The organism is Acinetobacter sp. NigerLNRRAM0016 (assembly GCF_054112845.1).
The window spans coordinates 65421-78033 of the sequence record NZ_JBSYVT010000002.1 but is presented as its reverse complement, the minus strand read 5'-3'; the positions used below and the strand labels follow the sequence as shown (position 1 = coordinate 78033).

Annotated in this window: 13 protein-coding genes; 8 read left to right on the top strand and 5 right to left on the bottom strand. The window is 43.7% G+C overall.

Annotated elements, in window-relative coordinates:
* Positions 1-23 precede the first annotated feature (23 nt).
* A complete protein-coding gene (gene nadB / locus ACWQ4X_RS01985) occupies positions 24-1661 on the top strand; it encodes an L-aspartate oxidase (RefSeq protein ID WP_457902519.1) in 1638 nt (545 codons plus the stop codon).
* Positions 1662-1750: 89 nt separating this feature from the next.
* Here the strand turns inward: nadB and ACWQ4X_RS01980 are convergent, their stop codons facing one another.
* From ACWQ4X_RS01980 to pabC, 4 genes are all read right to left on the bottom strand, one after another.
* Entirely contained in the window at positions 1751-2176 is a 426-nt protein-coding gene (locus ACWQ4X_RS01980; protein ID WP_457902670.1) for a PaaI family thioesterase, read from the bottom strand.
* Positions 2177-2265: 89 nt separating this feature from the next.
* A complete protein-coding gene (tmk, locus tag ACWQ4X_RS01975; RefSeq protein WP_100241319.1) occupies positions 2266-2865 on the bottom strand; it encodes a dTMP kinase in 600 nt (199 codons plus the stop codon).
* A gap of 3 nt (positions 2866-2868) precedes the next feature.
* Positions 2869-3933 (bottom strand): endolytic transglycosylase MltG, encoded by a 1065-nt coding sequence (gene mltG / locus ACWQ4X_RS01970; RefSeq protein WP_457902518.1) that lies wholly within the window; start codon positions 3931-3933, stop codon positions 2869-2871.
* Between the two features lie 7 nt (positions 3934-3940).
* Positions 3941-4753, bottom strand: coding sequence for an aminodeoxychorismate lyase (gene pabC / locus ACWQ4X_RS01965; RefSeq protein ID WP_457902517.1), 813 nt, complete (start codon positions 4751-4753; stop codon positions 3941-3943).
* A 161-nt stretch (positions 4754-4914) separates the two neighbouring features.
* On the opposite strand from pabC, the gene ACWQ4X_RS01960 reads away from it, so the two are divergent.
* The 7 genes from ACWQ4X_RS01960 (at position 4915) to ACWQ4X_RS01930 (ending at position 11781) form a co-directional block, all read left to right on the top strand.
* Positions 4915-5925 carry a sulfate ABC transporter substrate-binding protein gene (locus ACWQ4X_RS01960; protein WP_457902516.1) on the top strand — a complete coding sequence of 337 codons (1011 nt, stop codon included), beginning with the start codon at positions 4915-4917 and terminating at the stop codon, positions 5923-5925.
* 30 nt (positions 5926-5955) lie between these two features.
* On the top strand, positions 5956-6561 hold the full coding sequence (locus tag ACWQ4X_RS01955; protein WP_457902515.1) for an RBBP9/YdeN family alpha/beta hydrolase: 606 nt from the start codon (positions 5956-5958) through the stop codon (positions 6559-6561).
* Between the two features lie 75 nt (positions 6562-6636).
* Positions 6637-7470, top strand: coding sequence for a sulfate ABC transporter permease subunit CysT (gene cysT / locus ACWQ4X_RS01950; protein ID WP_100241324.1), 834 nt, complete (start codon positions 6637-6639; stop codon positions 7468-7470).
* Entirely contained in the window at positions 7467-8348 is an 882-nt protein-coding gene (gene cysW, locus ACWQ4X_RS01945) for a sulfate ABC transporter permease subunit CysW (RefSeq protein WP_457902514.1), read from the top strand. Before cysT ends, cysW begins: the two co-directional genes overlap by 4 nt.
* A 14-nt stretch (positions 8349-8362) precedes the next feature.
* Positions 8363-9424: a sulfate/molybdate ABC transporter ATP-binding protein gene (locus tag ACWQ4X_RS01940; RefSeq protein ID WP_457902513.1), complete on the top strand. Its 1062-nt coding sequence runs from the start codon at positions 8363-8365 to the stop codon at positions 9422-9424.
* Positions 9425-9473: 49 nt separating this feature from the next.
* Positions 9474-10397, top strand: coding sequence for a CysB family HTH-type transcriptional regulator (locus ACWQ4X_RS01935; RefSeq protein WP_142768207.1), 924 nt, complete (start codon positions 9474-9476; stop codon positions 10395-10397).
* A 175-nt stretch (positions 10398-10572) separates the two neighbouring features.
* The gene (locus ACWQ4X_RS01930) at positions 10573-11781 is read left to right on the top strand and encodes an OmpP1/FadL family transporter (protein ID WP_457902512.1); all 1209 of its coding nucleotides are present in this window, start codon (positions 10573-10575) and stop codon (positions 11779-11781) included.
* Positions 11782-11844: 63 nt separating this feature from the next.
* On the opposite strand, the gene carO is transcribed toward ACWQ4X_RS01930, so the two are convergent.
* Entirely contained in the window at positions 11845-12570 is a 726-nt protein-coding gene (gene carO, locus ACWQ4X_RS01925) for an ornithine uptake porin CarO (RefSeq protein WP_457902511.1), read from the bottom strand.
* Between the last annotated feature and the right edge of the window lie 43 nt (positions 12571-12613).

Here is a 12613-nt window from a genome sequence, read left to right as displayed (position 1 = left end):
CAAACTTTTTTTAAAATTAGCTGATGGAAATGTCTAATTTAAGCTCAACGCATCAATTTGATGTGATTATTGTGGGCAGTGGTGGCGCAGGTTTAAGTTTAGCACTGTCATTACCTCATCATTTCAACATTGCAGTTTTAGCAAAATCGACCCTGACGGATGCCAGTACCTACTATGCACAAGGTGGGGTTGCCGCTGTTTTGGATGAAACGGATTCCATTCAACAGCACATTGATGACACCATGATTGCAGGTGCACAATTATGTGAACTTGATGCAGTCAAACAAACCGTCGAAGGCGGCAAACCTTCTGTCGATTTCTTACTCAATAACGGCGTACAGTTCACTTTAGATGAACAATCGCAGTTACATTTAACCCGTGAAGGTGGTCATTCGCAGCGTCGTATTATTCACGCAGCAGACGCGACGGGTCGTGCCATTTCGACCACACTGGTACAGCGTGCACAAGAAAAAGACAATATTACGATTTTTGAAAATTTCATTGCGATTGATCTTATTACCTCGCAAAAACTTGGTCTGGAAGAAAGCCATAATCGAGCGCTCGGGCTTTATGCGCTGGATGAAAAAACCGAACAAGTACATACCTTTTTAGCTCCGTTTACTGCACTGGCTTGCGGTGGCGCGATGAAGGCTTATCTTTATACCTCAAATCCTGATATTGCTACGGGTGATGGTATTGCCATGGCATATCGTGCAGGTTGTCGCGTGGCGAATATGGAATTTAACCAATTCCATCCAACCTGTTTATACCACCCACAAGCTCGCTCTTTCCTGATTACCGAAGCCATGCGTGGTGAAGGTGCATATTTAAGACTGCCTGATGGCGAACGCTTTATGCTACGTTTTGATGAACGTGCTGAATTAGCGCCTCGTGATATTGTCGCACGTGCAATTGATTATGAAATCAAACGCTTAGGAATACGCCATGTCTGGTTAGACATTACGCATAAACCAGAAGCTTTTGTGAAAGAACACTTCCCGACTTTATATGCGCGATTGCTCGAATTAGGCATCGACATTACCAAGGAAATGATTCCTGTAGTCCCTGCCGCACATTACACCTGTGGTGGTGTCGTGGTAGATGAGCATAGCCAGACTGATATTCAGGGCTTATATGCTGTGGGTGAAACCTCCTATACAGGACTGCATGGTGCAAACCGTATGGCGAGTAACTCCCTACTTGAATGTTTCGTGTACGGCATGAGTGCCGCGGAGCATATCAAATCGCAATATGTCGCCGACTACCATTTACCAGCAGTACCAGAATGGGATGATTCTCAGGTCATGAACCCAGATGAAGATGTCGTTATTCTGCAAAACTGGGATGAATTACGTCAAACCATGTGGAACTATGTCGGCATTGTGCGCACGACCAAGCGTTTACAACGTGCGCTACACCGTATTGAAATGCTCAAGCGTGAAATCACCGAGTACTATGAAGATTATCAAGTCAGCAAAAACCTGATTGAACTGCGCAACTTGGTCTTGGTCTCGGAAATGATTGTGCGCTGCGCGATGGAACGCAAAGAATCGCGTGGTTTGCATTTCACCTTGGATTATCCAGAATTAGCACCTGAATTACGCAAAACCGTACTCACGCCGCCTAATTTCCAAGTTGAAACACCACTGGTCAATGTTTAAGTAAAGCTAAACAGGTACAGTCTCTCATCGACTGTACCTGTATTTTAAGTAATTCCATTGAAGATTAAAACAATCAACCCAATGGGTTATTATATGACCGGGCGCTGCGGTGGCACTGAATAAGTTCCTGTGACATGCGCCACGGGTTCATCTTCATTGACTGAGTAAATCCAAACCTCACCTACGATTAAGGCTTTACCCACTTTCATCAGTTTGCAGACGCCGCGCAAATCTTGTGAAGCTGCGGGCTTACGCAAAAAATTGATATTCAAATTGGTGGTAACGGTTAGCCCGACAATACCGATCTCGCCCAGTATTGCAATATACAAGGCATAATCTGCAACCGTCATCATGGTCGGTCCTGACACCGTCCCGCCTGGGCGTAAATCACGTTCATCTATGTGATAAACAACCGTTGCTCCGCGATCCGTCACAGATTCAATGTCACATTTTTCTAAACTTTGTGGAAAATGTTGCATCAAAAACTGAATAATTTCAGCTTGTTTACTTTGCATATTCATTGCGTATTGTTATCCGTCTTCCCTATTCGATCATCACTATAAAAGATTATGGAATGATCGACACTAGGAAATTCGATCAACCCTTAGGCCAAAAACGACAAAGCTTGAGCAAAGACTTGTTCTGGCGTTTGAGTCGCATCTAAACGCTTCATGCGCTCTGGTTGTTGTTCCCATAAGGTTTGATAACCCGCACGAACTTTTTCAAAGAAACTGACTTTTTCTTGCTCAAAGCGATCTAAAGCGCCACGTTCACGGGCACGCGCCATACCTGTTTCTATCGGAGCATCCAGCCAAAACGTAATATTGGGCATATGCGAAACAAAATGATCGTTTAATAAGTTTAATTTAGTCTGATCTAAGCCACGACCCGAACATTGATAAGCAAAACTGGCATCAGTAAAACGGTCACATAACACTGTTTTCCCCGCCTCTAAAGCTGGCACGATCACTTGTTGTAAATGCTGTGCACGAGCTGCATAGATCAACAATAGCTCAGTGTCATTCGACATCAATTCATCATGATTCACGGCTAGCAGTAGACTACGGATTTGCTCAGCCATTGGCGTTCCACCTGGCTCACGAGTCAGCACGACATCTTTGCCTTGCTGTTGAAAATGCTCATGAATTTTACGAATCAGAGTGGTTTTCCCGACACCTTCCGTGCCTTCAAAACTAATAAACATGTCTCACTCCTGCTTCGACTTTAAAACGTTTAAATACTCTTTGACTGCGCGATTGTGTTGTTCCAGTGTCGCGCTAAATTTATGTCCACCATTCCCCGTTGCGACAAAATAAATATTGTCAGCATTGTCGGGGTGCATCGCGGCTTCAATGGCCTTTTTACTTGGTAATGCGATTGGTGTTGGCGGCAAGCCACTCATGGTGTAGGTGTTATATGCGGTCGGCGTTCTTAAATCCTGACGGGTAATATTGCCCTGATAACGATCTCCCATCCCGTAAATCACGGTCGGATCAGTTTGTAAACGCATTCCTTTTTGCAAACGTCGTACAAACACCCCAGATACCTGTTCTAACTCATTGTCCAGACTGGTTTCTTTTTCTACAATCGACGCCATAATCAGCGCTTCATATTTATCTTTATACGGTAAATTTGGTGCACGCTTTTCCCATGCCTGATCTAGATTCTTCATTTGGCGACGGTACAAATCGGTTAAAATCTTCTTGTCCGACTCGCCTTTGTTAAAGAAATAGGTATCAGGCGCAAATAGCCCTTCAGGATGCGAATATGGAATATTCAGTGCCTGCAACATTTCCGCTTGCGGTAAATTCGAGACTTCCTTGGTCACCATCGGATTTTGTTTTAACTGTTCAATCAGTTGCTTAAAGGTCGTGCCCTCAATCACCAAAACTCGATTCATCTGTGCATTTTCAGCGTTAGAAACCAATTCCAACACCTGACGTACACTCATACCTTGATGAATTTCATACACGCCCGCTTTTAAGCTGTCATGAATCATCACTTTTTGATAGAGCTTTAAAATGATTGGAAAATGAATCTTACTTTCTTTCGACCAACGATCAATCAGACCTGAATAGCTATCGCCCTGCCCAATCGCCAACAGCTGCTTTTTCCCTTCCACAGGATAAGCCTTAAACAAGCTCGACCAAAGTACAGTGACGATAACTACAAGGAATAGCCCAATAAAAATTCCCCATTTTTTAGCGGAGAATTTTGAAGTTGGCGTGCTTTTCTTTGCAGGCTTTTTTTTCGGTTTTGGTTTACTGCTCATAATAAGATTAGGCTATCTGATTCAATTTTAAGGTATTAAAAAGTTCAATACAGGGTTCAACCATTAACGTTTGCTGATCCAACTCTGTGGTAATTCTCATGGGTTGCAAGGCATTACAGAAAAACAGACTCTGGATATTTGGAATCTCTACCGAATCGACCAAACGCTGCTCACATTGAATCCCCTGCTGCTGCATACGACCAAGAATCTCAGCGCGCATCACACCATGCACGCCATTATAACGAAGTTCAGGCGTAATCCATGTGTCATTTATGCGAAAGAAACAATTACTGCTTACACCTTCTACAACTGAGCCCTGAACATCCAGCACCAAGGCTTCTAACCAGCCACGTTGATCGGCTTCCTGTTTTAGCAAGACCTGCTCTATGCGGTTTAAACTTTTAATGCCAACCAAATTTGGCATACTCAAGCCCATTACCGACTGTAAGACACCCGATTGAATTTTTTCATAATGGAAATGCTCAACCGTTTTAGGGTAATAAAACACCCATAAATCGGCTGGATGATTCGGCAAGCTATAACCGCGTTGCCCTTCACCACGACTGATGACCACCTTCAATGTGCCATTTAGATCAGAGCATTGCTGCTGCATTAATGCCAATGTAGTTGCAATAACATCCCAATCAACATACAGCGACAATCGTTCACAAGCCAGCTTCAAACGCGCGTAATGCAAGGCTTCGAGCTCAATTTTACTCTCGACAATGCGTGCCGTAGTAAAACAACCATCACCATAGTGAAAAGCTCGATCAAGCAAAGCAATGTCTTTGACTTCTTGCGTATTTTTAAAACAGAGCATGATTGAACGGTCCTTTTGATCCTGCCGTAGTGTAGGCAGTCTAGTTTAAATTTTATTGCTTTTTTATTCATATAAAATTCGTTTTTTATTATTTTTTTTGCAAAAAACTCAGCGCTATTCTTGCCTCATAGCACAAACACACAGAATTATTGAGGCAACACATGCGCTTTTCTAGCTTAAAACTTGGGGTGATCGCTGCACTGATTTCCATCACTTCCGTGAATGCATCGGCACGAGATTTCTTAAACGTTTCTTATGATCCGACACGTGAATTGTACGATGATGTCAACACACAGTTTGGCAAATACTGGCAGAGCCGTACTGGTCAACAGGTCAATTTCAAACAATCTCACGGTGGTTCAGGCAAACAAGCCCGTGCCGTGATTGATGGACTTGAAGCCGATGTCGTAACTTTAGCACTGGCTGCCGATATTGACGTAATTGCAGAGAAAGCCAAACTACTGCCAACCGACTGGCAGAAAAAACTGCCTCAAAACTCCACCCCTTATACCTCGACCATCGTATTTTTAGTTCGTAAAGGCAATCCTAAAGGCATTAAAGATTGGGGTGACTTGGTCAAACCCAATGTGGGCATTATTACCCCAAACCCGAAAACCTCGGGAGGCGCACGCTGGAATTATCTAGCCGCTTGGGCTTGGGCAAAACACCAACCCAATGGCAATGATGCCAAAGCACAAGAGTTTGTCCGCCAAATATATAAAAATACCAAAGTGCTGGATTCAGGCGCTCGCGGTGCGACCACAACCTTTGCTGAGCGCGGTATAGGCGACGTGTTGCTGGCTTGGGAAAATGAAGCCTATCTTGCGGTACGTGAGCAACCAGGCAAGTTTGAAATTGTGACGCCATCTTTATCGATTCTGGCAGAACCACCAGTGGCGATAGTTGAAAAAAATGTGAACAAGCATGGCACGCAATATCTGGCGCAGGGCTATTTAAACTTCTTGTATTCACCACTTGGACAACAACTGGCAGCCAAACATTTTTATCGTCCACGAAATGCCACAATTTTGGCGCAGTACAAAAATGTATTTAAGCCCTTAAAACTGGTCACGATTGATCAGGAGTTCGGTGGCTGGGCAAAAGTTCAAAAGCAACACTTCGAAAATGGTGGTGTATTCGATCAGATCGTGAAAGCCAACAGCGCTAAATAATCGATCATATATTCACGAAGGAGCAACGTCATGATTCATACCGTTATCGTACCGGGTGTAGGTGGTAGTGAAGCACAGCACTGGCAGTCTTGGTTACAACGTAATCTCATGTCTTGCTCCAGTGTGCATCAGACCGACTGGAACCAGCCAGTCTTACAAGACTGGGTTGCACAATTTGTGAAGACACTAAAACCGATTCAAGGTGACCTTCAGATTGTGGCGCATAGCTTTGGGTGTTTAACCACTGTAGCAGCATTGGCACTGCATCCTGAACTTACGAAACATGTGAAAAACTTGGTTCTGGTGGCACCTGCCAATCCTGCCCGTTTTGGTGAAGCTGGTTTTGCACGAGACAGCCAACAGAATTATCAAGCATTTTTTCAGCAACTGCAGATTCAAGTTCCGACCACAATGCTGATCAGTGAAAACGACCCGTGGTTAAGTTTTGCAGATGCTCAGCAACTGGCACAGCACTGGAAATTGAAGCCGATTAATCTAGGTCAAGTCGGTCATATCAATGTGGCATCAGGCTTCGGTCCATTTCCTGAAATCTATGACTACCTGATTCCAGAACAGTCTATGTCTCGAATGCGACTGTCTAATGACTCACCCCATTTTCTAAACTATGCACTCTAAGGTCTGCATAAGTTAATTCACAAATTATTTGACTGATTTTATTGGATCAGTCTGCTCAAGTTTTGAGGAATTGTCATGTCGCAGCGATCCCGAGTGCTGCCAGGGTTTGGACTTTCGCTAGGTTTTACCCTCGCTTATTTATCTTTAATCGTGCTGATTCCACTTTCAGCCGTTTTTATTAAATCTTTAGACATTGGCTGGGCAGGTTTATGGGAAATTTTAAGTTCGGAACGAATTTTAAAATCCCTGCAACTCAGTTTTAGCACGGCGTTATTGGCTGCAGTCATTAATGTGATCTTCGGCTTATTACTGGCATGGTGCTTAGTACGTTACCGTTTTCCAGGGAAACGTATTGTCGATGCCTTGGTCGATTTACCGTTTGCCTTACCGACTGCGGTGGCAGGTATCGCCTTAACCTCGCTCTATGCACCAACAGGTTGGGTGGGACAATATCTTGATCCTTTAGGGATTCAAGTGGCTTATACCCCGATCGGGATTACCCTTGCCCTGATTTTTATTGGCATTCCCTTTGTAGTTCGGACTGTGCAACCCGTTTTAAGCGATTTGGAAACTGAACTTGAAGAAGCCGCTTCAGCCTTAGGCGCGAATCGTCTGCAAATTGTGACCAAGATTATTTTACCGATTTTGTTCCCTGCCTTACTGACAGGTTTTGCATTGGCCTTTGCCCGCGGTGTGGGAGAATATGGTTCTGTAATTTTTATTGCTGGCAATCAGCCATTCAAAACTGAGATTGCACCACTCATGATCATCTCACGCTTAGAAGAATATGATTATGCAGGTGCAACGACGATTGCCGTGGTGATGCTGCTCATTTCATTCGCACTACTGTTTTTAATTAATTTATTACAAGCATGGGCAAGCCGTCGTACAGGGAGAACAGCAATATGAGCTTAGTGACCAATGGCAATGCATTTGCTGAACGCTTACAGTCTCGTGATGCCACTCGCGAACCCGTTTGGGTACGCTACACCTTACTCAGCATTGCCTTAATCTTCTTTTTAAGCTGCTTAATGCTGCCTTTAATTCTGGTTTTTGTTGAAGCATTTAAGCAAAGTGTTGCTGTGTATGTTCAGGCTTTAATCGATCCTGACACCTTATCTGCCGTCAAATTAACCTTACTCACGGCTGCTATTGCCGTTCCATTGAATGTGGTGTTTGGTGTCGCCGCAGCATGGTCGGTCGCCAAGTTTAATTTCCGTGGCAAATCGATTTTAACCACCTTAATTGATCTGCCATTTTCAGTTTCCCCTGTGATTGCAGGTTTAATGCTGGTGCTGATTTTTGGTACTCAGGGCTGGATGGGGAGCTGGTTACTGGATCATGACATTAAAGTTCTGTATGCCGTACCTGCCATTGTCTTGGCTACCGTGTTTATTACGGTTCCCTTTGTGGCACGTGAGCTAATTCCACTCATGGAAGCTCAAGGGACAGAAGAAGAAGAAGCTGCGATGGTACTTGGCGCTTCAGGTTGGCAAACCTTCTGGAAAGTGACTTTACCCAACATTAAATGGGGTCTGATTTACGGCGTGATCCTATGTAATGCGCGAGCAATGGGCGAGTTTGGTGCGGTATCCGTGGTTTCTGGACATATTCGCGGCGAAACCAACACCCTACCGCTGCATGTTGAAATTCTTTATAACGAGTACACCTTTAGCGCGGCTTTTGCAGTGTCCTCCTTACTGGCTTTACTGGCAATTGTGACCTTAATTTTAAAAACCTGGGTCGAGTATCGTCAGGAAAAACAGAACCATAGTTCAAGTATTTAAATAGGAATGAAGCCATGAGTATTCAAGTAAAAAATATTGAAAAACACTTCGGTGCATTCCATGCACTAAAAAATATTTCTTTAGATTTCCCTGAGGGGCAATTGGTTGCTCTTTTAGGACCCTCTGGCTGCGGCAAGACCACCCTACTCCGCATTATTGCAGGTTTAGAATCGGCAGATGGCGGGCAAGTAATTTTAGAAGGTCAAGATGCCACCGATGTGCATGTACGTGAACGTCAAGTGGGTTTTGTATTCCAGCACTATGCGCTGTTCCGTCACATGACAGTGTTTGACAATATTGCTTTTGGTTTGCGTGTACGTCCACGTGCGACGCGTCCTTCAGAAGCTGAAATCAAAAAACGTGTGACACGTTTACTGGATTTGGTGCAACTGGGTTTCTTGGCAGATCGCTATCCTGCGCAACTTTCAGGTGGACAACGCCAACGTATTGCCTTGGCACGTGCCTTAGCCGTTGAACCACGGGTACTATTATTAGATGAGCCTTTTGGTGCACTGGATGCCAAAGTACGTAAAGAACTGCGTCGTTGGTTACGCACTCTGCACGATGAATTGCACATTACCTCTATTTTTGTCACCCACGATCAGGAAGAAGCACTGGAAGTTGCTGACCAGATTATTGTGATGAACAAAGGTAATGTGGAACAAATTGGTTCTCCACGAGAGGTCTATGAAAAACCAGCAACGCCATTTGTATTCGACTTTTTGGGTCAGGCCAATCGCTTTGAAGGGCAAAATCATCAAGGTATTATTCAACTTGGTGAAGATCGTATTCATTTGGATGCAGCGCAACATGCACCGCATGGTAATGTGATTGCCTTTGCCCGACCGAATGACTTACGCATTCATACCCAGCCCCAAGACAATGCCATTCAAGCCACTTTTTTACGTGAAATTTGGATTGCGGGTAAAGTTTTGGCAGAGTTACAAGACCGTCAGGGCAACCTGATTGAAATCACACTCAGCCCAGAAGAGTCAAAATTACATCAATTTAGACCAAATCAAACTGTTTGGTTAAGTGCAACTGCATTACACTTATTCGAAAATCAAGTCGCATAGAGACATTTAGGTGAGGCATCTCCACCTCACCGCTTTAAGGTATAGAGAAATGAATTTCCAACAACTCAGAATTATTCGAGAAACAGTGCGACAGAACTTCAATTTGACCGAAGCATCTGCGGCCTTATACACCTCTCAATCTGGGGTCAGTAAACATATTAAAGATCTGGAAGATGAATTAGGGGTACAGCTATTTATCCGTAAAGGTAAACGTCTTCTCGGTTTAACCGAACCAGGACAAGCCTTGCTGGGCATTGTCGAACGCATGCTGGTGGATGCAGACAATATTAAACGTCTGGCTGATGATTTTAATAAAGTGGATGAAGGCACCTTAACCATCGCGACCACGCATACTCAAGCACGTTATGTGCTACCGCCAATCGTCAACTTGTTTAAAAAAGAGTTCCCGAAGGTTCACTTGATTTTGCAACAAGCCAGCCCTGTTGAAATTACCGAAATGTTGTTACAAGGTGAAGCCGATATTGGAATTGCGACTGAATCTCTAACCACTGAAGATAATCTTGCAAGCGTACCATTTTATAACTGGCAGCACTGCATTATTACCCCGCAGCAACATGAGTTAGCGCAAAAAGAAAAAATTGAATTGGCAGATTTGGCGCAGTATCCATTGATTACCTATCACGGCGGTTTCACAGGTCGTTCTAAAATTGACAAAGCTTTTGAAGCAGCGCATGTCGATGTGGATATTGTCATGTCTGCCCTTGATGCCGATGTCATCAAGACCTATGTCGAGTTGGGTATGGGCGTCGGTATTGTCAACAATGTCGCTTATGATGCTGAACGTGACTATCGTTTAAAGCAAATTCAAACTGATATTTTTGGCATCAACACCACATGGTTGGCTGTCCGCAAAGGACATCTCCTTCGTGGTTATGGCTATGAGTTTATTTCTCTATGCTCACCTGAAACCGATATCAAAGCCTTGAAAAAAGTCGCTTATCCTGAAGAATAAAACAACAATGGAGGCAATTTTTTATTGCCTCCATTTTCTTTACACCTGCTATAAGCTAAAACAACCCCATCATCAAAAATGCAAAACTCTTGCTTCATTCTGCAGAATTCACCACAATAAAACCGCTCGCACACAAAACAACACTTCATTTAATAATAATTCAAGGTATTTCAATATGTGGGTGCTTCGAACCTTTGCCTCTATGGTTATCTTTATTCCCCCCACATTGCAGGCGGGTGGCATGGAACTTTCAGGTCAGTCCATCTGGTCATTTTATGAAAAAGGCAACTATGCCGAACTCACCGTCGCCCATTTAAATGCAGATATCTCAGGTCAGGTCCAACACCAAGCTGAATTAGCTGAAATTGGAGTCACTGACTTTTCTACAGGAAATTTTGTCGAAGATCGGAATTTTGTACAGGCGGCTTTAAAATTTCAGCCTCATCCAAAAGTTTCCGTGGGACTGATCTTTGACCAACCCTTTGGTGTCGATATTCAATACCATTACCGCCCCAATACCGTAATTGGACCAATTGAAATTGAAGCCACTGAAATTGATTTTGACAGCCACAACATCACCAGTCTTGTCGGTTATCAGCTCAACCCCTCATGGCAAGTGTATGCAGGGCTGGGTCTGCAAAGCTTCGAGGGAAATCTAGAAGTTTTTGGACAAAGCTTTTCTTTCCTGAACGGGTATCGTGCCGAATTCGAGAAAGATTATGCCCTCGGCTGGTTGGCAGGTGCTAGTTATCAAATACCCGAATATGCATTACGCACAAGTCTGACCTATCGCTCGGCAATAAAGCATCAAGTTCATGTAAATGAATCAATTCAAAACCAGCCCATTACCTTTACCACAGCAGATAAAACCACAATAGAAACACCTGCCTCAGTCAATCTAGATTTCCAAACGGGACTTTCACAAAGCAATCTGCTGTATGCTTCACTGCGTTGGGTGAATTGGAGCGACTACGTTATTCAGCCGACCCAGTTTGCCGCCATCATTGCAAGTGCGGCACAATATGCGCCTGAAATCGGCTCCTTCAAAATGATTCAATATCAAGAAGATCAATGGTCTGGGAAAATTGGGATTGCCCATCAAATCAGCCCGCGCTGGGTTTCCACCATCGATGTTGGTTGGGATTCGGGCAGTGGCAATATCGCTTCGACCTTAAGTCCAGTCGATGGTTATTACGGCCTCGGTTTGGGTGCGCTTTATTACTGGCAACCACAGTCCTTCTTTGCCTTGGGAACAAACTATTTACGCTTTAACAAAGCCAAAACTGCTCAGGATGTCGAAGCTGAAAGTAAAATTGCCACTTTATACTCGGTCAATCAAAATGATGCTTGGGTGTTTGGTGGGAAAATCGGACATCATTTTTAAAATAAGTAGTTAAACAGCATTAAAAAACGGGCATAGAGCCCGTTTTTCTATCAAAATTATCGTTTAGAAATGATAGCTGACACCGAGTTTCGCCACTGGCATCCACGCATATTTATCGTCATTGCGGATTTTATTTTCTTCAGCACGTAAATCTTGCTCTGCATTACCGCCTGCTGCATTCACAAAAGTACCTTGCTTATCTAACTCTACAGTTGGATTACCTGTGTAATAAGCACCAACTTCACCAAAAACACCAATACGATCAGTTACTTTAGGAGAGAAACCTACACCAACATATGGAGCAATAGTATTTTTATAGGACATCTGACCATTTACTGAACCATCATAAGAATAATTGGTTCCATTAATTTTGATCGTACCATCTTGTGAACGTTTAGTTAAATCATAGTCATTATCAATGTATGCAGCACCTGCTGCAACATAGACAGATTTAGCAAACTTACTTTCACTTGCTCCCCAAGGACGAATCTCAGCATTCAAATAAGTCGTATTATTTTTCATATCTAAGTCATACTTCGTACCATCAACTGAAATATCATCAGTTGTAGAAACATCACCACCATTATAACCGAGAGTTACACCCACATACGGGTTAGCGGTCCACGTGACTGCGCCACCGTATCCCGTCGTTCCAGCCTCAGCACGCACAGACGTTGGCATGAGCTGATTCGAAACACGACCATCGTTGATCACAGGTTCTTCTGCCATTGCTGTCCCTGCAAAAGCGGTCATTGTTGTTGCAATCGCAATTAAACTTAATTTTTTCATTGCTGGTCTCCTCAGATGATTAAACTTTTTAATCGTGAAGTTG